This window comes from Citrobacter sp. Cf125 (assembly GCF_030333935.1).
GTDB classification, from domain to species: domain Bacteria; phylum Pseudomonadota; class Gammaproteobacteria; order Enterobacterales; family Enterobacteriaceae; genus Citrobacter; species Citrobacter freundii.
In genome coordinates this window covers 477083-499982 of record NZ_JAOWEY010000025.1, presented here as the reverse complement: position 1 = coordinate 499982, position 22900 = coordinate 477083, and the positions used below count along the sequence as shown (strand labels likewise).

At 54.1% G+C, this 22900-nt stretch carries 23 protein-coding genes and 1 pseudogene; 12 read left to right on the top strand and 12 right to left on the bottom strand.

Annotation, left to right across the window (positions count from 1 at the left end; genetic code table 11):
* Positions 1–8 precede the first annotated feature (8 nt).
* The 6 genes from OGV89_RS19045 to ybgI are packed head-to-tail and all read right to left on the bottom strand — an operon-like array spanning position 9 to position 4842.
* Positions 9–1004, bottom strand: coding sequence for a DUF979 domain-containing protein (locus OGV89_RS19045; RefSeq protein WP_003847337.1), 996 nt, complete (start codon positions 1002–1004; stop codon positions 9–11).
* Positions 1001–1723, bottom strand: coding sequence for a DUF969 domain-containing protein (locus tag OGV89_RS19040; RefSeq protein WP_003835449.1), 723 nt, complete (start codon positions 1721–1723; stop codon positions 1001–1003). The genes OGV89_RS19045 and OGV89_RS19040 overlap by 4 nt, the downstream gene beginning before the upstream one ends.
* Positions 1724–1776: 53 nt before the next feature.
* Complete coding sequence (gene pxpA, locus OGV89_RS19035; RefSeq protein WP_286559129.1) at positions 1777–2511, bottom strand: 5-oxoprolinase subunit PxpA; 735 nt, start codon at positions 2509–2511, stop codon at positions 1777–1779.
* Positions 2501–3433 carry a 5-oxoprolinase subunit PxpC gene (gene pxpC / locus OGV89_RS19030; protein ID WP_032938517.1) on the bottom strand — a complete coding sequence of 311 codons (933 nt, stop codon included), beginning with the start codon at positions 3431–3433 and terminating at the stop codon, positions 2501–2503. The genes pxpA and pxpC overlap by 11 nt, the downstream gene beginning before the upstream one ends.
* Positions 3427–4083 (bottom strand): 5-oxoprolinase subunit PxpB, encoded by a 657-nt coding sequence (gene pxpB, locus OGV89_RS19025; RefSeq protein ID WP_003835457.1) that lies wholly within the window; start codon positions 4081–4083, stop codon positions 3427–3429. The genes pxpC and pxpB overlap by 7 nt, the downstream gene beginning before the upstream one ends.
* A gap of 15 nt (positions 4084–4098) precedes the next feature.
* On the bottom strand, positions 4099–4842 hold the full coding sequence (gene ybgI, locus OGV89_RS19020) for a radiation resistance protein YbgI (RefSeq protein WP_102190817.1): 744 nt from the start codon (positions 4840–4842) through the stop codon (positions 4099–4101).
* 289 nt (positions 4843–5131) lie between these two features.
* Here ybgI and dtpD point away from each other — a divergent pair, with 289 nt between their 5' ends.
* Positions 5132–6613, top strand: a complete 1482-nt coding sequence (dtpD, locus tag OGV89_RS19015) for a dipeptide permease DtpD (RefSeq protein ID WP_003847348.1) — start codon at positions 5132–5134, stop codon at positions 6611–6613.
* 50 nt (positions 6614–6663) lie between these two features.
* Here dtpD and OGV89_RS19010 read toward each other — a convergent pair.
* The 4 genes and pseudogenes from OGV89_RS19010 to OGV89_RS18995 form a co-directional block, all read right to left on the bottom strand.
* Positions 6664–6979: pseudogene (locus tag OGV89_RS19010) on the bottom strand (Rpn/YhgA-type helix-turn-helix domain-containing protein); the annotation flags it as partial.
* Entirely contained in the window at positions 6976–8394 is a 1419-nt protein-coding gene (gene phrB / locus OGV89_RS19005) for a deoxyribodipyrimidine photo-lyase (RefSeq protein WP_003847350.1), read from the bottom strand. The pseudogene OGV89_RS19010 and the gene phrB, both read right to left, overlap by 4 nt.
* A gap of 20 nt (positions 8395–8414) precedes the next feature.
* Positions 8415–9368: a YbgA family protein gene (locus tag OGV89_RS19000; RefSeq protein WP_003847351.1), complete on the bottom strand. Its 954-nt coding sequence runs from the start codon at positions 9366–9368 to the stop codon at positions 8415–8417.
* Positions 9369–9457: 89 nt separating this feature from the next.
* Entirely contained in the window at positions 9458–9664 is a 207-nt protein-coding gene (locus OGV89_RS18995; RefSeq protein WP_003022870.1) for a YbfA family protein, read from the bottom strand.
* Between the two features lie 308 nt (positions 9665–9972).
* On the opposite strand from OGV89_RS18995, the gene kdpF reads away from it, so the two are divergent.
* Genes kdpF through kdpE form a run of 6 tightly spaced genes read left to right on the top strand, consistent with a single transcriptional unit; the run spans position 9973 to position 17754 of the window.
* Positions 9973–10062, top strand: coding sequence for a K(+)-transporting ATPase subunit F (gene kdpF / locus OGV89_RS18990; RefSeq protein ID WP_001670793.1), 90 nt, complete (start codon positions 9973–9975; stop codon positions 10060–10062).
* Positions 10062–11741 (top strand): potassium-transporting ATPase subunit KdpA, encoded by a 1680-nt coding sequence (gene kdpA / locus OGV89_RS18985; RefSeq protein ID WP_003847354.1) that lies wholly within the window; start codon positions 10062–10064, stop codon positions 11739–11741. Before kdpF ends, kdpA begins: the two co-directional genes overlap by 1 nt.
* A gap of 20 nt (positions 11742–11761) precedes the next feature.
* Entirely contained in the window at positions 11762–13810 is a 2049-nt protein-coding gene (kdpB, locus tag OGV89_RS18980; RefSeq protein WP_200002881.1) for a potassium-transporting ATPase subunit KdpB, read from the top strand.
* 8 nt (positions 13811–13818) lie between these two features.
* Complete coding sequence (gene kdpC, locus OGV89_RS18975) at positions 13819–14385, top strand: potassium-transporting ATPase subunit KdpC (protein ID WP_003835531.1); 567 nt, start codon at positions 13819–13821, stop codon at positions 14383–14385.
* A 10-nt stretch (positions 14386–14395) separates the two neighbouring features.
* Positions 14396–17080, top strand: a complete 2685-nt coding sequence (gene kdpD, locus OGV89_RS18970) for a two-component system sensor histidine kinase KdpD (protein WP_071688057.1) — start codon at positions 14396–14398, stop codon at positions 17078–17080.
* Entirely contained in the window at positions 17077–17754 is a 678-nt protein-coding gene (gene kdpE / locus OGV89_RS18965) for a two-component system response regulator KdpE (protein ID WP_003022856.1), read from the top strand. The genes kdpD and kdpE overlap by 4 nt, the downstream gene beginning before the upstream one ends.
* 100 nt (positions 17755–17854) lie before the next feature.
* On the opposite strand, the gene pgm is transcribed toward kdpE, so the two are convergent.
* Positions 17855–19495 (bottom strand): phosphoglucomutase (alpha-D-glucose-1,6-bisphosphate-dependent), encoded by a 1641-nt coding sequence (pgm, locus tag OGV89_RS18960; protein WP_003022854.1) that lies wholly within the window; start codon positions 19493–19495, stop codon positions 17855–17857.
* Positions 19496–19519: 24 nt separating this feature from the next.
* Positions 19520–20062: a replication initiation negative regulator SeqA gene (gene seqA, locus OGV89_RS18955; RefSeq protein WP_003022848.1), complete on the bottom strand. Its 543-nt coding sequence runs from the start codon at positions 20060–20062 to the stop codon at positions 19520–19522.
* 194 nt (positions 20063–20256) lie between these two features.
* Between seqA and ybfF the strand changes: the two genes are divergently transcribed.
* The 5 genes from ybfF to fur all read left to right on the top strand — a co-directional run bounded on the left by ybfF (position 20257) and on the right by fur (position 22868).
* Positions 20257–21030, top strand: coding sequence for an esterase (gene ybfF / locus OGV89_RS18950; protein ID WP_003847362.1), 774 nt, complete (start codon positions 20257–20259; stop codon positions 21028–21030).
* A gap of 128 nt (positions 21031–21158) precedes the next feature.
* Positions 21159–21446, top strand: coding sequence for a LexA regulated protein (ybfE, locus tag OGV89_RS18945; protein ID WP_003022842.1), 288 nt, complete (start codon positions 21159–21161; stop codon positions 21444–21446).
* A 155-nt stretch (positions 21447–21601) separates the two neighbouring features.
* Positions 21602–22132, top strand: a complete 531-nt coding sequence (gene fldA / locus OGV89_RS18940) for a flavodoxin FldA (RefSeq protein ID WP_003022839.1) — start codon at positions 21602–21604, stop codon at positions 22130–22132.
* Between the two features lie 210 nt (positions 22133–22342).
* A complete protein-coding gene (locus tag OGV89_RS18935) occupies positions 22343–22429 on the top strand; it encodes a ryhB-regulated fur leader peptide (protein WP_049259739.1) in 87 nt (28 codons plus the stop codon).
* Positions 22422–22868 (top strand): ferric iron uptake transcriptional regulator, encoded by a 447-nt coding sequence (gene fur / locus OGV89_RS18930; RefSeq protein ID WP_003022836.1) that lies wholly within the window; start codon positions 22422–22424, stop codon positions 22866–22868. The genes OGV89_RS18935 and fur overlap by 8 nt, the downstream gene beginning before the upstream one ends.
* Positions 22869–22900: the final 32 nt, after the last annotated feature.

Sequence of the window (22900 nt, the reverse complement as noted above, 5' to 3'; positions counted from 1 at the left end):
CTGTCACCTTACAAGAACATCAGGAAATACATCAGGAACACGTTGACCAGCAGCAGCAGTATGCCGGTTGGCACCTGCGCCTTAATCACCGCGTTTTTGTCCGGTAGTTCCAGCAGCGCAGCAGGGACAATGTTAAAGTTCGCCGCCATCGGCGTCATCAGTGTCCCGCAATAACCGGAGAACATACCAATCGCCGCCATTACCGCCGGATTACCGCCGTGTTGCAGTACAAGAATCGGAATACCAATCCCAGCGGTCACGATCGGAAAAGCAGCAAACGCATTGCCCATCACCATAGTCAGCAATGCCATGCCGATGGTGTACACCGCCACTGCGATAAAGCGACTGTCTACCGCCAGATATTCCTGCGTCAGATATGAAATGCCGCTGCCTACGCCCGCTGCCGTAAACAACAGCCCGAGCGTAGCCAGAATCTGTGGCAGGATGAACGCCCAGCCGATGGAGTCCAGCAGACGGCGCGCCTCCTGGATCGGTTGATGCACCCGCTCATGGGTCATTTTTATTGCCATCGCCAGACCAATCAACGAACCTGCGGTCATGGAAAAAAGCGTCACCAGCGTGGCGTGATTACCCGGCCCAAACAGCGCATCCTGTAAGCCCGGAATATGGTTGAACATCAGCACGCCAATAACCGTTACTACCGGGATCGCCAGCGCCGGGAAAAAAAGGCGGTTGCCCAAGCGACTGGCACTTTCTTCGCGCTGTTGCTGCGTCCGTTGATGGTAACTTCCCAGCTTCACGCCGCCAAAACCGGCGATCAGCGCCAGGACGACCACCGCAATACCGACGGCAATATGCACCGCGCGCTTGTCGCCAAACAGCGAGAATGTCCAGTCGCCAAGCAGAAACAGTACGCCGTATATGCCCCAAAACAGGCCAGTGGTGAAACGACGCGGGTTCGCTTTATCCTGCCAGGACATGACGGCCACAATCAGTAATACCGCGCCCGCCAGCCAGTAGAGATAGCTTTGTTGAAAATTCATTGCGCTTCCCCTTTCGCTGCGGCATTCGCTTTCGCCACCTCACGTTGCAAATAGCTATCCAGACGCCACAAACGTGTGCCGTGGATCAGGAAAGCACAAATTGCCGTTGGGATCCCCCATAGGGCGATATGCAGCGGTTCGGTCTGGATCCCACCAGACTCCAGCATAAAGTTATGCATGAAGATGATGGCGCCGAAAGCAACAAAGATATCTTCACCGAAAAACAGCCCGACGTTATCGGTCGCCGCTGACATTGCGCGCAGTCGATAGCGTACCGCCCCAGGTATCTCGCCGTGATTTTTCTCAGCGGCCCCTTCCGCCATCGGCGCCAGCAGCGGACGCACCATTTGCGGATGCCCCCCCAGACTGGTGAGTCCTAATGCAGCGGTCGCTTCGCGAATGAACAGATAAACAATCAGCAGGCGGCCGCTGGTAGCGCTGCGGATTTTTGCAATCCACGCCTGCGCACGCTCTTTCAGACCGTGACGTTCCAGCAGACCGATTACCGCCAGTGGGATCAGCAGGATAAACGGTAGGTTGCGGGTGTTAAGAAAACCTTCACCCAGTTTCTCGAGAATAGTGGCGATAGGCATATGCGCCGCCAGCCCCGTGACGATCCCGGCAATAATAACCACCAATACCGGGTTAAAACGTAAAAGAAATCCGACCACGATGACGGCGATCCCCGTCAATGGCCAGAGAGAAATAGCCTCTCCCATAATTAAATCCCTTATGTTGTTGTGTAATATATTATTGTTTTGTATGAATAAATTTATGCGCTAATTTGAATATTGCATGCTTCAAAGGCGCTACGCAAGCGGCGGGCAAAAGCGAGTGCGTGCTCGCCATCCCCATGAATGCATACCGTCTGGGCAGTCACGCTCGCCCATGTCCCACTTTGGCTTTTTACTCTGCCGGATTGCACCATTTCTAACGTTTGCGCCAACGCCTGCTCTTCATCCTCAATCAGTGCGCCCGGCTGACTACGCGGCACCAGGCTGCCATCGGCCTGATAACCCCGATCGGCAAACACCTCCTGACGCGTTACCAGGCCATAGTGTTCTCCAGCACTAATCAGTTCGCTTCCCGCCAGTCCCACTAAAATCAGCGACGGATCGCAGGCATGAACCGCTTTCGCAATCGCATCAGCCAGTTGAGGATCTTTCGCTGCCTGGTTATAGAGCATGCCATGCGGTTTGACATGATGCATCACACCGCCCTCCGCCCGCGTGATGGCAGCCAGCGCGCCAATTTGATACAGCGTCTGCGCATACACCGTTTGTGCAGGCAGGGTCATGGCGCTACGGCCAAAATTTTCCCGATCCGGAAAGCTGGGATGCGCACCTATCGCTACGCCATTTTTTAGCGCTTCGCGCACGCTTGAGAGCATGGTTTGCGCATCGCCTGCGTGAAACCCACAGGCGATGTTGGCCGATGACACCAATCGCAGCAACGCTGCATCGTTCGCACATCCCTCACCGAGGTCTGCATTGAGATCAATTTTCATTGTTAAGCCGCCATGCTAACTGTTCCAGGTAACGCTGCTGGTCGTACCGCGCCTTCAGCGCTTCCTCCAGCGAACACTGCACAAAATGAATCGGTTGACCGAGCGGGATCTGCGCCAGATGATACATATCTGCCTCAATAATACAGGCGATGCGCGGATAACCGCCCGTCGTCTGCGCATCGTTCATCAGCACAATTGGCTGGCCATTATGTGGAACCTGCACCACGCCGGGGAGCAAGCCATGTGATAGCAGCTCGCGATCGGTCGTGCGCGTCAGCGGCTGCCCCTGAAGACGATACCCCATACGGTTACTTTGTGGGCTAAGTTGCCACGGTGAGCGCCAGAACGAAGCCTGCGATACCTCATCAAACTCCTGATATTCAGGTCCGGGCAGCGCACGAATGAGATTACCCCACATCAGTTGCTTAACACCTTGCGGCTCGCTGAATTTCCGGGTAGATACGCCAATCGCCAGTCGATCGCCATCACGCAGTAGACGCCCTTCAAACCCACCAATGCCCACTTTCAGATCGGTACTACGCGAGCCCATCACTTCAGGAACATCAATACCGCCCGCTACCGCCAGATAACTGCGCATGCCATGAAGCGGACGTTTTAGCGTCAGGCGCTGCCCGGCTTTTACCGGTAACCGCCATCCGCTCCACACGGGCGTACGATCCAGATGCGCTTCGCATCCGGCACCGGTCAGGGCAAACCAGCCATCGGCTTCAAACTCCACCACCAGTTGCCCCAGCGTGATTTCCAGCGCTGCGGCATTCGCATCATTACCCACCAGCAGGTTAGCCACGTTCAGCGCCGGTTTATCCAGCGCCCCACAGTGACTGATTCCGGATTGACGAAAACTATGACGTCCCCCGTCCTGTACTGAGGTGTACATGCCAGCGCGGATGATGTTTAACATATCCCCTCCTTCTGCGGGACAAAACGCACGGTATCGCCAGCCCGTAACAGAATCGGCTCCTCCCGTTTTGGATCAAATAACGAAACGGAGGTACGCCCAATCAATTGCCACCCGCCAGGCGTGGAAAGCGGGTAGATCCCCGTTTGAGATCCACCGATACCGACAGAACCTGCCGGAACAAGCAAACGCGGTTCCGCACGTCTGGGGGTATGCAGTTGTTCAGGTAAGCTCCCGAGATAGGGGAATCCCGGCTGAAAACCGATAAACCACACCACGTAATCAACCGACGCATGAAGTTCCACAACCTGCTTGTCACTTAATCCGCTGTGCCGGGCGACCTCTGCCAGATCGGGGCCGGCCTCACCGCCATAGGTAACAGGAATTTCAATAAAGCGCGAATCCGGCTCCAGTGCTTCGCTCTCTTCCCACCAGCGTTGTAGGCGCTCAATCGCATCCAGCGCCAGCGTTTGCGGGTCGCGCAAGGTCACCGTGATATTGTTCATGCCTGGAATAGCTTCCAGTACATTCGGGGCATCAACCAGACGCTGGGCCAGACGCCAGATGCGTTTCTGAGTCGCCAGCGTAATGGGTGGCTCCAGTTCAAGAACCACTGCCGTTTCACCTAACAGATAACAACGCGCTCGCTGCACTTTCGTCCCTCTTTATTACGCTGGATTAGGAATATCGATAAAAGTCACGTCCAGATCGGTATTTTCATTAAGCCAATCGCTTAATGCGCGAATGCCGCCGCGTTCGGTCGCATGGTGACCGGCAGCATAAAAATGCAGCCCCTGCTCGCGGGCTGAGTGAATGGTTTGCTCTGAAACTTCACCAGTGATAAAAGCGTCGACGCCAAATCGGGCTGCGCTATCAATAAAACTTTGACCGCCCCCGGTACACCAGGCGACGCGCTGAACTTTTTCCGGACCGGTATCACCACACCATAACGGTTTACGGCCTAAACGCGCTTCAATCCACGATGCCAACTCCAGTCCCGGAACCGGCATGGAGAGTTCTCCCCATGGTACCAGCTGTTCGATCTCACCCATCACGGTAATCCCCAACAGCGCGGCCAACTGCGCGTTATTCCCCAGTTCCGGGTGAGCATCCAGCGGCAGGTGCCAGCCATACAGGTTGATATCGTTTTCCAACAGCGTTTTCAGACGATGGCGCTTCATGCCGCGAATTACCGGAGATTCGCCTTTCCAGAAATAACCGTGATGAACGATAACCGCATCGGCCTGCAGGCGCACCGCCTCATCCAGCAGCGCCTGACTTGCGGTCACGCCGGTCACGATTTTATGCACCGTCTCTTTGCCCTCAACCTGCAAACCATTCGGCGCATAGTCGCTAATGGCGGCGCTGTTCAGTTTGTCGTTGATCAGTTGTTCCAGTTCGGTGTTTTTCATCATCGTCCTCGTAGTCATTAATTCTGCCTGCCTAATCAGCAACACAGCTTAGGTTAAAATAGCGTCCTCGCCTGCGTTCGTCGATAGCCATTTCACTGACACATCAAGAAACAATCACACCCGCTTTGAACATGATTTGCTTACCACTACGCGATCCAATTCATGTATATTTATGCAATCAGACAGCATATTGCAAAAATAATCAGATCTGTATCAAAGTTACAACTTTAAGGAAACACACTCGCGCAGTACGCTCAGCCTGTCGCGAGGCATTTACTTCGAGAAAATAATGAATAAACAAGCATCTCAACCACGGGCGATTTATTACGTCGTCGCGCTACAAATCTGGGAATATTTCAGTTTTTACGGCATGCGTGCGCTGCTGATCCTGTATCTCACTAACCAGCTCAAGTACGACGATAATCACGCATATGAACTGTTCAGCGCCTACTGTTCGCTGGTCTACGTCACCCCCATTCTCGGGGGATACCTGGCAGATAAAGTGCTCGGTAATCGAATGGCGGTGATGATCGGCGCATTTTTAATGGCGGTGGGACATCTGGTATTGGGCGCAAGCGAAATGGCTCCGGCGTTCCTTTATTTGTCGCTGGCGATCATTGTCTGCGGCTACGGTCTGTTTAAATCCAACATTAGTTGCCTGCTGGGCGAGTTATATCAACCTGAAGATCCGCGTCGCGACGGTGGATTCTCTCTGCTCTACGCAGCCGGTAACATCGGTTCGATCATCGCACCGATTGCCTGCGGATACGTGCAGGAAGAGTACAGCTGGGCGATGGGCTTTGCGCTGGCTGCGATTGGCATGCTGGCAGGGTTGGTGATTTTCTTATGCGGTAATCGCCATTTCGCTCATACCACTGGCGTCAACAAGGCTGTGCTGTGTGCGAAAAAGTATATGCTGCCAAACTGGGCCTGGCTGTTAGTTCTGCTGGTTGCAGCACCGTTACTGATTACCGTCCTGTTCTGGAAAGAGTGGTCCGTTTACGCACTGATTGTTGCCACGGTTATTGGTCTGGCGGTTCTGGCGAAGATTTACCGTCAGGCGCAAACCCAAAAGCAGCGCAAAGAATTGGGGCTTATCGTCACGCTGACCTTCTTCAGCTTGCTGTTCTGGGCCTTTGCTCAACAGGGCGGCAGCTCGATTAGCCTGTATATTGACCGCTTCGTAAATCGCGATATTTTGGGGTATTCCGTCCCGACCGCGATGTTCCAGTCGGTTAACGCCTTTGCCGTTATGCTGTGCGGTATCGTGCTGGCCTGGGTAATCAAAGAAAGCGTTGGCGGCAATCGTACCGTACGTATTTGGGGTAAATTCGCCCTTGGCCTCGGTTTAATGAGCGCAGGGTTCTGCATTCTGACCTTAAGCGCCCGCTGGTCCGCAGCTTACGGCCACTCTTCCATGCCGCTGATGGTATTGGGGCTGGCGGTCATGGGCTTTGCCGAACTGTTTATCGACCCGGTGGCGATGTCGCAAATTACGCGTATTGAGATCCCTGGGGTGACTGGCGTATTAACAGGCATTTATATGCTGCTGTCCGGCGCCATCGCCAACTATCTGGCAGGCGTTATCGCCGATCAGACGTCGCAAGGCTCGTTTGATGCTGCTGGCGCTATCAACTACTCCATCAATGCGTATATTGATGTCTTTAGCGAAATTACCTGGGGCGCGCTGGCCTGCGTGGTGTTGGTGCTGCTGATTTGGCTGTACCAGTCGCTTAAGTTCAGAAACCGTCCGCTGGCGGTAGAATCCTGAGTGTAAGGGCCCGATGATGTAATACTATTCGGGCCTGTTTTTTCGGGTAATTACGCATAACTTGCAGCGAGTTCCTCTTCAGAAAGACCTGTAACCATTAGCACAATGTCGCGATCTATTCCCTGCTCCAACATAGTTTGCGCTATACGTAATGCAACTTCTCCTGTGTTGGGGGATCCGTTGTGCCATTTTTTGCATAAACTCATTAAAGCGAGATTAATCGCCGGATCGTAGGATGTAATTAAGCATCGCCTGCAGTTGCGTGTCATTAGCGCATCCGGTAAGTAGTAGCGTGGTCAGTTGCTCTACCAGCCCCATCAAATCCCGCTGACGGATATGTTTTTGCATTAATTCCAGCAGCGCTATCCCTTACGCGCCGCCTCATATGCCGCCAGCGTCGCCAGCCTTGCCTGTTTATGATCCACAATCGGGCGAGGATAACTTAGTGTTACCTGCGCTTTTTCTGCCCACGACCACGGGTCATGAATGGCTTTATCCGGCACGTCGCGCAGTTCCGGCACCCACTGGCGGATAAACTCACCGTCACGGTCGAATTTTTCGCCCTGCGTCGTGGGGTTAAAGATACGGAAATACGGTGCGGCGTCGGTTCCGGTTGAGGCTGCCCACTGCCAGCCGCCGTTATTGGCCGCGAGGTCACCATCAATCAGTTGCGACATGAAATATTGTTCGCCTTTACGCCAGTCAATCAGCAGGTCCTTCACCAAAAAACTGGCGGTAATCATGCGTAATCGATTATGCATCCAGCCCGTGGCGTTGAGCTGACGCATCGCCGCATCCACAATAGGGTAACCCGTACTACCCGTTTTCCAGGCCTGCAAATGCGTCGGATTATTCTGCCATTGCACGCGATCGGTCCAGCGGATAAAGGGTTGATACCGACACAGCGCCGGATGGTAAGTCATCAGATGACGATAAAATTCACGCCAGATAAGCTCGTTCAGCCAGACGCTACCCCTGCCGCCCTCAAGCGCCTGCGGCTGCTCCGCGAGCAGTCGATTCAGGCACTGGCGCGGTGATAGTCCTCCTGTCGCCAGGCTCGCGGATAATCGACTGGTCCCGTCAATCGCGGGAAAATCACGCTGCTGCTCGTATTCTCCCGCCGCCTGCTGGCAAAAATGGCGTAATTGCGCGATGGCCAATTTTTCATCTGCAACAAACCTCTGCGCATCAAAATCTTGCTGCGGATAGCTTAGCGTTATTGCGCTTAACGACGTGCTGAGTGCGCCGCTGTCCCTCATTTTCGGCGCGCTAACGCATTCTGGAATACCGTCTTTAATCCGCTTCAGCCAGGCATTTTTAAACGGCGTGAACACTTTATACATCTCATGATTGCCGGTCATCACCGCCCCCGGGGGCAGGATCACGCTGTCGTCAAACCCTTCGCACACCACCTGAGGTAAGGACTTTTCGACGGCAGCATCACGCTGGCGTTCGTTTATTTCATATTGATAGTTATAAAATAATCGACCGACGTCATGCTGCAGGCAGACACTTTTGATGGTGTCCACGCTGGCCGCAAAATCAGCCACTTCGTAAAACAGTAAAGGGATACCTTTTTCTGCCAGCGCTGTTTGTAACGCATTCAACTGCGCGCAGGTAAATGCCGCCTGGCGCGGAGCCATATCGTGGGCCTTCCACTGCTCGGGGGTAGCGATATATAACGCCAGCACCTGCGCAGAACGATCCCGACAAGCCGCCGCCAGCGCGAGGTTGTCGTGCAGGCGTAAATCACGCCGAAACCAGACCAAATGGGTGGTCATAACACTCCTGAAGAAAAAACTTAACGCCCGTAGCGCAAACGCAGAGCCTCTGGCCAGGGATTGAAATAGCGCTGCCCGGAGAGATAAGCATCCGGATATTCCGCCATATAGTGTTTGAGTAATGTTATTGGCGCAAGCAGCGGTTGAGTCGAACGTCGATACCCGTCAATGAGAGAGGCCAGCTCCTGCCGCTGACGAGAATTTAATTGCGTACGGAAATAGCCCTGGACATGCATCAGCACGTTGGTATGGTTGCGCCGGGAGGGAAGATGCGCCAGCAAACTCATCAGCCTTAAGCGATACTCGACAAAATAAGCCTGCAAATCTTGCCATTCGCCGATCGCCGCGACAAAACGCCCGAGTTCGCGATAGTCCGGCTGGGAATGGGCCAACAGTAATAGCTTGTAACGGCTGTGATAATCGATTAGTGCTCCGCGCGTTAACCCTTGCTGACGGATACCGTTGAGCTCGTGCAAGGCATAAATGCGCTCAACAAAATTTTCCCGAATCTGCGGGTCGTGCAAACGCCCGTCCTCTTCCACGGGAAGCCAGGGTAACGTCGACATCAGCACAGATGTAAAGATCCCTCGTCCCGCTTTACGGTTGTTTTTGCCTTCCGCGTCGTAGACCCGCACCCGTTCCATACCGCAACTAGGCGATTTTGCACAGACAATATAGCCACACAAATGCTCCAGACGATCGCTTTGTCGCTGACTAAAAGCCGTCATTACGTCTGTCAAATCACCCTCGCGCTTATCACTAAAACGCAGGGAGACAGCCTCGCCCTCTTTGACCAGATGCAGCGCAGGTCTCGGGACCGGTAACCCGATACCCATTTCAGGGCATACGGGTTCGAAAGCGACCCACGGCGACAGTTCTTCCACAGCAAAGGCCAGCCGCTTGTGCCCACCATCATAGCGAACCGCCTCCCCCAACAGACAGGCACTTATACCAACAGGGATTTTCTCGCTCATGATCGCTCCTTTCTCATTCCTGAGATAAGTGTAGCTATCATGAACAAAAAAGCCGCTGATATCAGCGGCTTTTGGGGATTTATTAGCTATCAGTAGAAATCGCAGGTGGCTTTTTCAGCCTGCTCCATCCACACCGGTTTATCACTGGTTTTAGACCAGACGCGGTGCAGGTAGCTGTAAAAACGGGCGCGGTCTTTCCAGAACAACATGACCGGCAGCGCCAGCACGCCCGCCACAACGGCAAAGGTACGGCGCAAGAAAACAATGTGTGCTGGATATTCTTTATAAAAGTCCATAATCCTCTCCCATATATCTGTTCGGTGAATCGCACCGGAAAAATAAACTTGGTTAACTGATGAAAATAATACCGCCTTGTGTGTAATTTTGCTACTCATCCGACCACTTATTTTTATCTATTGATGCTCCGTTTAGCTAAAAACTGTAATTAAGTTACATAAAAGTTAAATTAATACTAATCATTAGTTAAATAATGGTCTTTGCCATTTTTATACTTTTTTTACACCCCACCCACTGATTTTTGCGAAATCTTTGCAAGCAAAAATCTACGCTCTGGTTATCACATTTATGCCACTGGAGGTGCACCGTGAGTGCAGGCGTGATAACCGGCATTGTGCTGGTCTTTTTATTATTAGGTTATTTGGTGTATGCCCTGATTAATGCGGAGGCGTTCTGATGGCGGCCCAAGGATTTTTACTCATTGCCAGTTTCTTGCTGGTGCTGTTTGTCATCGCCAGACCGCTGGGCTTTGGGCTGGCTCGACTGATCAATAATACGTCCCTGCCGGGCCTTGCTGGCGTGGAACATATGCTGTGGCGCTCTCTGGGCATCTCGCAGCAGGAGATGAACTGGCGGCAGTATCTGTTGGCGATCCTCGCGCTCAATGTACTGGGCCTGCTGGTCCTGTTTTCGATGCTGATGGCGCAAAACCTGCTGCCGTTAAATCCCCAGCAACTGCCAGGGCTTTCGTGGGATCTGGCGCTTAACACCGCGGTGAGTTTTGTCACTAATACCAACTGGCAATCCTATGCTGGTGAAACCACCTTAAGCTACTTCAGCCAGATGGTCGGGCTGACCGTACAAAACTTCCTGTCAGCGGCAACCGGGATTGCGGTGATTTTTGCCCTGACCCGCGCCTTCACGCGCCAGAGTATGAACACCTTGGGCAACGCCTGGGTCGATCTGATTCGCATTACGCTGTGGATCTTGCTCCCCATTGCATTGCTCATTGCGCTGTTCTTCATTCAGCAAGGTGTGCTGCAAAACGTGTTGCCCTATCAGCCCATCACCACCCTTGAAGGGGTGAAACAACTGCTGCCGATGGGGCCCGTCGCCTCACAGGAAGCGATTAAGATGCTTGGCACTAACGGGGGCGGTTTCTTTAACGCTAACTCATCACATCCGTTTGAAAACCCTACCGCATTGACCAATCTGGTACAGATGCTGGCTATTTTCTTAATTCCTACCGCGCTGTGTTTTGCCTTTGGTGATGTGGTGGGCGATCGTCGCCAGGGACGGACCCTGCTGTGGGCCATGTCGCTGATATTTGTGGTCTGCGTAGCTGTGGTGATGTGGGCCGAAGTTCAGGGCAACCCGCACCTGATGGCATTCGGTGCAGACAGCAATATCAACATGGAAGGCAAAGAGAGCCGCTTTGGCGTGCTGGCCACGAGTCTGTTTTCCGTCGTGACGACAGCGGCATCTTGCGGCGCTGTCGATGCTATGCATGACTCCTTCACCGCACTGGGCGGCATGGTGCCGATGTGGTTAATGCAGATTGGTGAAGTGGTCTTCGGCGGCGTGGGTTCAGGTCTGTACGGCATGCTGCTGTTCGTGCTGCTGGCGGTATTTATCGCCGGGTTAATGATTGGCCGCACACCAGAGTATCTGGGTAAGAAAATCGACGTGCGCGAAATGAAAATGACCGCGTTGGCGATTCTGGTCACCCCTGCGCTGGTCCTGATCGGCACAGCGATCGCCATGATGACCGAAGCTGGCCGCAGCGCCATGCTAAACCCGGGTCCACACGGGTTTAGCGAAGTGCTGTATGCCGTGTCGTCCGCCTCGAACAACAACGGTAGCGCCTTCGCCGGGTTAAGCGCCAACAGCCCGTTCTGGAACTGCCTGCTGGCCTTATGCATGTTCTTCGGTCGCTTCGGCGTGATCATTCCCGTGATGGCGATTGCCGGATCGCTGGTCAGTAAAAAGATCCAGCCAGCCAGCTCCGGTACGCTACCTACCCACGGAGCGCTGTTTGTCGGGTTGTTGATCGGTACGGTGTTACTGGTTGGCGCTCTCACCTTTGTTCCTGCCCTGGCGCTTGGCCCGGTCGCAGAATACCTGTCATTACACTGAGTGATGCGGAGCACATTACTATGAGTCGCAAGCAACTGGCGCTGTTCGAACCCTCTCTGGTCGCACAGGCGCTGACGGACGCCGTGAAAAAATTAAGCCCACATACCCAGTGGCGTAATCCGGTGATGTTTATCGTCTGGTTGGGCAGTCTGTTAACGACCCTGTTAACCGTGGCGATGGCAACAGGCCATATGCCGGGTAATCCTTGGTTTACCGGCGCGATAAGTCTGTGGCTGTGGATTACCGTTCTGTTCGCCAACTTTGCTGAAGCGCTGGCGGAAGGACGCAGTAAAGCTCAGGCCAATAGCCTGAAAGGCGTCAAAAAAACCGCCTTTGCCCGCAAGCTTCGCGAACCGAAATACGGCGCGGCAATGGATCACGTCCCTGCCGATGATTTACGTAAAGGCGATATCGTGCTGGTGGAAGCTGGCGATATTATCCCGTGTGACGGCGAGGTGATCGAAGGCGGCGCGTCGGTAGATGAAAGCGCCATTACCGGTGAATCCGCGCCGGTGATTCGTGAATCCGGTGGTGATTTCGCCTCCGTCACCGGCGGGACTCGCATCCTCTCCGACTGGCTGGTTATCGAATGCAGCGTAAACCCTGGTGAAACGTTCCTCGACCGGATGATCGCCATGGTTGAAGGTGCACAGCGGCGTAAAACGCCCAATGAAATTGCCCTGACGATCCTGTTGATAGCCCTGACCATCGTCTTTCTACTGGCTACGGCCACGCTGTGGCCGTTTTCCGCCTGGGGCGGTAGCGCGGTCAGCGTCACGGTATTGGTTGCGCTGCTGGTGTGTTTAATTCCTACGACGATAGGCGGGCTGCTCTCCGCGATTGGCGTCGCCGGGATGAGCCGCATGTTGGGTGCGAACGTCATTGCCACCAGCGGACGTGCAGTAGAAGCGGCGGGTGACGTGGATGTACTGCTGCTGGATAAAACCGGCACCATTACGCTAGGTAACCGCCAGGCTTCAGATTTTCTGCCCGCCCACGGCGTGGACGAAAAAACGCTGGCCGATGCCGCGCAGCTTTCATCCCTGGCCGATGAAACGCCGGAAGGCCGCAGCATCGTGATTCTGGCTAAACAGCGCTTTAATCTGCGTATACGCGACGTGCAATCGCTACACGCCACCTTTGTACCGTTTACCGCCCAAAGTCGGATGAGCGGGATCAACATCGACAACCGTATGATCCGCAAAGGGTCGGTAGATGCTATTCGTCGTCACGTCGAAGCCAACGGCGGCCACTTCCCCGCCGACGTTGAGCAGAAGGTCGAAAACGTCGCACGCCTTGGCGCTACGCCGCTGGTGGTTGCTGAAGGCTCCCACGTACTTGGCGTGATTGCCCTGAAAGATATCGTAAAAGGCGGGATTAAAGAACGTTTTGCCCAACTGCGTAAAATGGGGATCAAAACGGTGATGATCACTGGCGACAACCGTTTGACCGCCGCCGCAATCGCCGCGGAAGCCGGAGTGGATGACTTCTTAGCCGAAGCCACACCGGAAGCCAAGCTGGCGTTGATTCGTCAGTATCAGGCGGAAGGTCGTCTGGTGGCGATGACCGGCGACGGAACTAACGACGCACCAGCCCTTGCGCAGGCGGATGTTGCCGTTGCCATGAACTCCGGAACCCAGGCAGCGAAAGAAGCGGGCAACATGGTGGATCTCGACTCCAACCCCACCAAACTGATTGAAGTGGTGCACATTGGTAAACAGATACTGATGACGCGCGGTTCGCTAACCACCTTCAGTATCGCCAACGACGTGGCAAAGTATTTCGCCATTATCCCGGCCGCGTTCGCCGCCACCTACCCGCAGCTCAATGCGCTGAACGTGATGGGGCTGCATTCGCCGGACTCGGCGATCCTCAGCGCGGTTATCTTTAACGCACTGGTTATCGTCTTTCTGATCCCACTGGCGCTGAAAGGCGTGAGTTACAAACCGTTATCCGCTTCCGCGATGCTGCGCCGCAATTTGTGGATCTATGGCCTGGGTGGTCTGGTTGTGCCGTTTATCGGTATCAAAGCAATTGATTTACTGCTGACCCTGCTGGGTCTGGTGTGAGGTTTCAGATGAGTGGATTACGTCCTGCATTATCAACATTGATTTTCCTGATGCTTATCACCGGCGGGGCATACCCGCTGCTGACCACTGCGCTGGGGCAATGGTGGTTTCCCCACCAGGCTAACGGTTCGCTTCTCCGCGAAGGTCAGATTGTTCGCGGCTCCGAGCTCATTGGGCAACAGTTTACCGCTGCCGGTTATTTTCAGGGACGCCCCTCAGCCACAGCGGAAATGCCCTATAATCCAATGGCTTCAGGCGGCAGTAATCTGGCAGCCAGCAACCCGGAACTGGATAAACAGCTGCAAAGCCGGATTGCCGCGCTGCGTGCCGCTAACCCGCAGGCAAATCCTGCCGTTCCGGTAGAGCTGGTAACAGCTTCCGCCAGCGGGCTGGATAACAACCTGACGCCAGCTGCGGTGGCCTGGCAAATCCCCCGCGTGGCGCAGGCTCGCAACCTCAGCGTTGAAGAGGTCACACGCCTGGTTGCACAATACACGCAAAAGCCGTTGGTCAGTTTTATTGGCCAACCGGTGGTGAACCTGGTGGAACTTAATTTAGCGCTGGATAAGCACTGAGAAAAAGGACATGCATAACGAACCCTTACGCCCCGACCCCGATCGCCTGCTGGAGCAGACCACCGCTCCGCACCGGGGAAAACTAAAAATTTTCTTCGGCGCGTGTGCAGGCGTCGGTAAAACCTGGGCCATGCTGGCAGAGGCCCAGCGGCTGCGGGCGCAGGGATTAGATGTGCTGATTGGCGTGGTGGAAACCCACGGACGCAAAGAGACCGCCGCGCTGCTGGACGGTCTCAGCATCCTGCCGCTAAAGCGACAGGCGCGCCATGGTCGTCATATCAGCGAATTCGATCTCGACGCGGCGCTGGCCCGCCGCCCGGCACTCATTTTGATGGATGAACTGGCGCACAGTAATGCGCCAGGCTCACGCCACCCTAAACGCTGGCAAGATATTGAAGAGCTGCTGGAAGCCGGTATTGACGTTTTTACTACCGTCAACGTGCAGCATCTGGAAAGCCTCAATGATGTGGTCAGCGGCGTCACCGGCATTCAGGTTCGCGAAACCGTCCCCGATCCTTTTTTCGATGCCGCTGACGATGTGGTGCTGGTCGATCTTCCCCCCGACGATTTGCGCCAGCGCCTGAACGAAGGCAAGGTCTATATCGCCGGTCAGGCGGAAAGAGCCATCGAGCATTTCTTTCGCAAAGGTAACTTGATCGCGCTACGTGAGCTGGCCCTGCGCCGCACGGCCGATCGGGTTGACGATCAGATGCGTGCCTGGCGTGGACGTCCGGGAGAGGAGAAAGTCTGGCATACCCGCGACGCCATATTGCTGTGTATTGGACACAACACCGGCAGCGAAAAGCTCGTGCGTGCCGCCGCGCGTCTGGCAGCGCGCCTCGGCAGCGTATGGCATGCAGTGTATGTCGAAACGCCAGCGCTGCACCGACTGCCCGAAAAACAACGCCGCGCAATTTTAAGCGCCCTGCGATTAGCCCAGGAGCTGGGTGCAGAAACCGCCACCCTTTCCGATCCCGCTGAAGACAAAGCAGTAATCCGCTACGCCCGTGAGCATAATCTGGGAAAAATTGTCCTCGGACGTCCGACTACGCGACGCTGGTGGCGCAGTGATTCCTTTGCTGACAAACTGGCCCATCACGCACCGGATCTCGACCTGATGATTGTTGCGCTCGACGAACCACCTTCGCGCCCTGTGCTGCAAACTGCAGATAGCCGCACCTTTAAGGATAAGTGGCGGGTTCAAATTCAGGGTTGCGTGGTTGCCGTCGCGCTGTGCGCCATCATTACGTTGATTGCCATGCAGTGGTTGATGGCCTTTGACGCCGCCAACCTGGTGATGATCTATTTATTGGGTGTGGTGGTTATCGCCCTCTTTTACGGACGCTGGCCGTCAGTGCTGGCAACCTTTATTAACGTTGCCAGCTTCGATCTCTTCTTTATTGCCCCACGCGGTACGCTGGCCGTTTCCGACGTCCAGTACCTGCTTACCTTTGCCGTGATGCTAACGGTAGGGCTGGTTATCGGTAATCTCACCGCTGGAGTGCGTTATCAAGCACGGGTAGCGCGTTATCGTGAACAGCGTACGCGTCATTTATATGAGATGTCGAAAGCGCTGGCCGTCGGACGGAGCCAGCAGGATATCGCCGCCACCAGCGAACAGTTTATTGCCTCAACGTTCCAGGCCCGCAGCCAGGTTTTACTGCCCGGTGAGAACGGTAAGCTGGCCCCTCTCACTCATCAACAGGGCATGACGCCGTGGGATGACGCCATTGCCCAATGGAGCTTTGATAAAGGGCAACCGGCCGGCGCAGGCACTGACACCTTACCCGGTGTGCCATATCAAATTTTACCGTTAAAAAGCGCCGACAAAACGCATGGGCTGCTGGTTGTGGAACCAGGAAATTTACGCCAGCTGATGATCCCCGAACAGCAACGCCTGCTGGAAACTTTCACTTTACTGGTCGCCAGTGCGCTGGAGCGTTTGACGCTGACCGCCAGCGAAGAGCAGGCCCGGTTTGCCAGCGAGCGTGAAAGCATTCGCAATGCCCTGCTCGCCGCCCTTTCCCACGATTTACGCACACCGCTGACGGTATTGTTTGGTCAGGCAGAGATCTTAACGCTGGATCTGGCAAGCGAAGGATCGCCGCACGCGCGCCAAGCCAGCGAAATTCGCCAGCACGTCCTGAATACGACCCGACTGGTTAATAACCTACTGGATATGGCGCGAATTCAGTCTGGCGGCTTTAATCTTAAGAAAGAGTGGTTAACGCTGGAAGAGGTGGTCGGTAGTGCCCTGCAGATGCTGGAGCCAGGACTCTCTGCTCCTATTAATTTGTCGCTACCCGCACCGTTGACGCTGATCCACGTCGATGGCCCGCTATTTGAACGGGTGCTGATTAACCTGCTGGAAAACGCTGTTAAATACGCAGGTCCAGCGGCGCAAATCGGTATTGATGCCAGCGTCGATGGTGAACATCTGCAACTGGACGTCTGGGATAATGGCCCTGGCATTCCATCGGGAATGGAGCAACGAGTTTTTGACAAGTTTTCCCGGGGAAATAAAGAGTCATCTGTACCGGGCGTTGGGCTGGGGCTGGCAATCTGCCAGGCCATTGTGGACGTGCACGGCGGTACAATTTCCGTCCACAATCGCGCGCAGGGAGGAGCATGTTTCCGTGTTACACTGCCCCAGGAAATCCCCCCTGAACTTGAAGATTTTCATGAGGATATGTGACGAACGTACTGATTGTTGAAGATGAACAGGCTATCCGTCGCTTTCTGCGCACCGCGCTGGAAGCCGATGGTCTGCGTGTATATGAAGCGGAAACGCTGCAACGTGGTCTGCTGGAAGCCGCCACGCGAAAACCCGATCTCATCATTCTCGATCTCGGTCTGCCGGACGGTGACGGCATTGATTTTATTCGTGACCTGCGACAATGGAGCGCGATACCGGTAATTGTGCTTTCAGCCCGCAGCGAAGAAAGTGATAAAATTGCCGCCCTGGATGCCGGTGCCGATGACTATCTCAGTAAACCCTTTGGTATTGGCGAGCTACAGGCGCGATTGCGCGTGGCATTGCGTCGCCACGCCAGCGGCACGTCTCCCGAGCCGGTGGTGCATTTTTCCAACGTAAAAGTAGATATCGCCGCCCGACTCGTACATCGTGGTGATGAAGAGATTCATTTGACGCCGATTGAGTTTCGCCTGCTAGCGGTACTGCTGAATAATGCCGGAAAGGTACTGACGCAGCGCCAGTTGCTCAATCAGGTTTGGGGACCAAACGCCGTCGAACACAGCCACTATCTGCGAATTTACATGGGACACCTGCGCCAGAAACTGGAACTGGACCCGGCACGTCCGCGTCATTTTCTGACCGAAACCGGGATTGGTTATCGGTTCATGCCATGACGTTAAGTTGAATATAAAAAGCCGGACCAGCGTATTTGCTGTCCGGCTTTTTCATTATTCATGCCGAATAGCGACGCTAGCGTCTTATCCGGCCTAAGGTTTACGCGTTCTTCAGCACTTCGCTGACGATCTCAACCGCTTCTTTTTCGATCTGCTTGCGATGCTCTTCACCGAGGAAGCTTTCGCAGTAGATCTTGTAAGCGTCTTCCGTACCAGAAGGACGCGCGGCAAACCAGCCGTTGTCAGTCATCACTTTCAGACCGCCGATAGAAGCGCCGTTGCCCGGTGCAGCCGTCAGACGCGCGGTGATCGGGTCGCCCGCCAGCGTACTGGCGCTCACCATTTCCGGAGACAGCTTAGACAGCGCCGCTTTCTGCGCGGAGGTCGCGCTTGCCTGCAGGCGGTTGTAGCTCGGTGCGCCAAAGCGAGCAGCCAGTTCGTTGTAGTGTTCCTGCGGGTTCTTACCGGTCACTGCGGTAATTTCTGCCGCCAGCAGGCACATGATGATGCCGTCTTTGTCGGTTGACCACGGTGTACCGTCGAAACGCAGGAAAGATGCCCCCGCGCTCTCTTCCCCACCAAAGCCAAAACTGCCGTCAAACAGACCGTCAACAAACCATTTAAAGCCAACCGGCACTTCAACCAGTTTACGCCCTAAATCATTCACTACACGGTCAATCATCGCCGATGACACCAGCGTCTTACCGACGGCAACATCTTTGCCCCACTGCGGACGATGCTGGAACAGGTAGTTGATCGCCACCGCCAGATAGTGGTTCGGATTCATCAGCCCTGCCGGGGTGACGATACCGTGACGGTCGTAGTCTGGGTCATTGGCAAAGGCCAGATCGAACTTGTCGCGCAGCGCCAACAGCCCCGCCATCGCACACTCGGAGGAGCAGTCCATGCGGATTGCGCCATCTTTGTCGAGATGCATAAAGCGGAAAGTCTGATCAACGTGATCGTTAACGATAGTCAGGTTCAGGTTGTAGTGCTTTGCAATACGCTTCCAGTATTCGATACCGGAACCGCCCAGCGGATCGACACCCAGCGTCAGACCCGCTTTCTGGATCGCCGCCATGTCTACGATGTCAGCCAGTCCTTCAACAAACGGCTGAACCAGATCCTGCTCTTTCACATGACCAGATGCCAGCGCAGCGTCCAGCGACATACGCTTCACGCCTTGCAGACCGGCCGCCAGCAGCGCGTTGGCTCTGTCTTCCACCACTTTGGTGACATTGGTGTCTGCCGGACCACCGTTTGGCGGGTTGTATTTAATGCCGCCATCTTCCGGCGGGTTGTGGGACGGCGTGATCACAATGCCGTCAGCCAGCGGGCCGCCTTTTTTGTTGTGGACCAGGATAGCGTTCGATACAGCAGGGGTTGGCGTAAAGCCGTTATTTTCCTGCACGATGACGTCAACGCCGTTCGCCGCCAGCACTTCCAGTACAGAGATAAAAGCCGGTTCAGACAGCGCGTGGGTATCCTTGCCCACATAGCACGGGCCAGTAATCCCGTTTTTCGCACGTTCTTCAGCAATCGCCTGGGCGATAGCCAGAATATGCGGCTCGTTAAAACTATGACGACCTGCACTGCCGCGATGTCCGGACGTACCGAACTTAACAGCGTGCTCAGCGTTCCCTGCCGTTGGTTTCAGTACATAGTACTGTGCCGTCAGTTGGGCGACGTTAATCAAATCACTCTGTTGCGCAGGTTGACCTGCACGATTGTGGATTGCCATTGCCTGGTCCTTCTAATGCAAGGATTAAATTGTTCCGCAAACCTTTTCAATCAATTCCGCAGGGAATTGCATTGACTGCATGATGTGTTCAACCATGCTGCATTTACGGCCGGTATTGGTATTGGTGATCACCCAGTACGGCGTGCCTGGCACGTGCTTCGGTTTGGTTTGATTACCATTTTTCAGCAGCGTCTGTTCATCAGCTGCAAAATAAACACGCGTACGACCATGCAACGATTCCGTTGCTTCGGCGAACGCGTTTTGATCCAGTGAATAGAGTGTAGACAGCACCAGCATAAAGCGATTTACTGCCTTCTTCTGTTCCGCGTATTCGTCGGACAGCAGCAGTTCACGCATCGCGCGCACTTTATCTTTTACGGGGTTAACCGGCTTGGCTTCCACGACAGGTTGCACAGCGCGGACTTCTTTGACTATCGGAGTGACAGGCTGTGATGCGGCGGAAAATTTCAACATACGCCGTAAAATGTCGGATGCGCTCTCGCCAATATGCTTGGTGTGGCTGGCAATATAGCTATAGAGTTCATCATCAACTTCAATCGTTTTCATCTTAATCCAGTGCAGTGTTTAGCTGAATACAAGTTGTCGGGGTAAACACACGTAGTGTAAAGGCAAATCCCAACAGCGGATAGCGTCAAGCCTGGTGGCCAGCAAAACTCAGAGTAACCGTAGTTGTTGCAGCCATGTGGCAGAATGGTCAACATGATACCCTAACCCGTGAGTGTGAAAAAAAGAACTTTGCCATGAAATTGAATATCCGAGCGCAATCTGCGCAAAACCTGCACAATAATTCTCCCATCGTCCTGGTTCACGGCTTGTTTGGCAGTCTGGATAACCTGGGGATCCTGGCACGCGATCTAGTAACCGACCACGACATCATCCAGGTCGATATGCGAAACCATGGCCTCTCCCCTCGTTCACCTGAGATGAATTATCCGGCCATGGCGCAAGATCTGCTGGATACGCTGGACGATCGGCAGATCGAAAAAGCGATCTTTATTGGCCACTCGATGGGCGGTAAAGCTGTCATGGCGCTGACTGCGCTGGCTCCGGAACGTGTCGAACGGCTGGTCGCCATCGACATTGCTCCCGTTGACTACCATGTTCGCCGCCACGATGAGATTTTTGCGGCAATCAATGCCGTAACCGATGCACAAGCGTCCTCACGCCAGCAGGCGGCAAGCGTCATGCGCCAGCACCTGCAAGAGGAAGGTGTTATCCAGTTTCTGCTGAAATCCTTTGTTGACGGCGAGTGGCGCTTTAACGTTCCCGTATTGTGGGATCAATATCCGCATATCGTCGGTTGGGAAACCATTCCTGCGTGGGAGCACCCGGCGCTGTTTATCCCAGGCGGCAACTCACCGTATGTTACCGAAGCGTATCGCGAACAACTGCTGGCGCAATTCCCACAAGCTCGTGCGCACGTTATAGCAGGCGCCGGGCATTGGGTGCATGCCGAAAAACCGGAGGCGGTGCTGCGCGCCATCCGTCGTTATCTGAGCGAGCAGGCTAACTGATTAAAAACTCAGCGTCTGCGCGCGATTACGCGCGCGGGCGTTGGCGTGTCTCCCCTGCTGATGTATTATGGCGCGCTATCCATCCGGGCAGACGCCTGGCTGATTGTTTCCCCGAAGTCACCAAGATCATGGCCAAAGAACAAACGGACCGTACGACATTAGATCTGTTCGCGCAGGAGCGTCGCCCGGGACGACCCAAAACTAATCCGCTCTCGCGTGATGAACAGTTACGTATTAATAAACGTAATCAGCTTAAGCGTGACAAAGTTCGCGGGCTTAAGCGTGTCGAACTGAAACTGAACGCTGATGCCGTTGACGCTCTGAACGAGCTGGCTGAGGCACGCAACATGAGTCGCAGTGAACTCATCGAAGAGATGCTGATGAACCAACTCAGCGCATTGCGCGGTCAGGCATAGTCTGAATTTCTGCTCTAAATCATAAATCGTGTAGCACAGAGTGCAGTCCTGCGTGTTTGCTGTTTCCGCATGCCAGACTGTTCTGCTATGATTGCCCTTATCCGTGGGCAATGCGCCACCACCATTTCAATAAGTTTCAAGAGGTTATTTTACTCATGGCAATCACTGGCATCTTTTTCGGCAGCGACACCGGTAATACCGAAAACATCGCAAAAATGATTCAAAAACAGCTTGGTAAAGACGTTGCCGATGTTCATGACATTGCAAAAAGCAGCAAAGAAGACCTCGAAGGGTATGACATTCTGCTGCTCGGCATCCCAACCTGGTACTACGGTGAAGCGCAGTGCGACTGGGACGACTTCTTCCCTACCCTCGAAGACATTGATTTTAACGGCAAACTGGTTGCATTGTTCGGCTGTGGCGACCAGGAAGATTACGCAGAATATTTCTGCGATGCGTTAGGGACCATTCGCGATATCATCGAACCGCGCGGCGCAACCATCGTTGGTCACTGGCCAACGGCAGGTTATCACTTTGAAGCGTCCAAAGGTCTGGCTGACGACGACCATTTTGTCGGTCTGGCTATCGATGAAGATCGCCAACCTGAACTGACCGCAGAACGCGTAGAAAAATGGGTTAAGCAGATCTCTGAAGAGCTGCACCTCGACGAAATCATTAATGCCTGATTTCGTGTGGCGCAGATTTCCATCTGCGCCGCATCAATAGATAAAACCAATCAAAATAATTGCTACAAATTTGTAACTTTTTCGTCTGACCCTGTACAATGGCTGGATGCCAATCGGGTGTTGCACAGTGTGTTTGTCGGCGATACCACGTTTTGATTAACAATATATGCCAGAGACTTGCAGTTTTCATTTAGCCATGGCAGTTCTATAATGAATCGCATTATCTCAAGTGCAATTTCTGTCACTTCTGTTAATGAAGTGAATCGTTTAGCTACAGGACAGATTCCGCATGACTGACAACAATACCGCATTAAAGAAGGCTGGCCTGAAAGTAACGCTTCCTCGTTTAAAAATTCTGGAAGTTCTTCAGGAACCGGATAACCATCACGTCAGTGCGGAAGACTTATACAAACGCCTGATCGATATGGGTGAAGAAATTGGTCTGGCGACCGTGTATCGCGTGCTGAACCAGTTTGATGATGCCGGTATCGTGACCCGCCATAATTTTGAAGGTGGTAAATCCGTCTTCGAATTGACTCAACAGCATCATCACGATCACCTCATCTGCCTTGACTGCGGCAAAGTGGTCGAGTTCAGCGATGATTCCATCGAAGCCCGCCAACGTGAGATTGCGGCTAAACATGGCATTCGCTTAACTAACCATAGCCTCTATCTTTACGGTCACTGTGCCGAAGGCGATTGCCGCGAAGATGAGCACGCCCACGACGGCAAATAATGTAATGCTTTCTGAAAAGCCAACCATCCGGT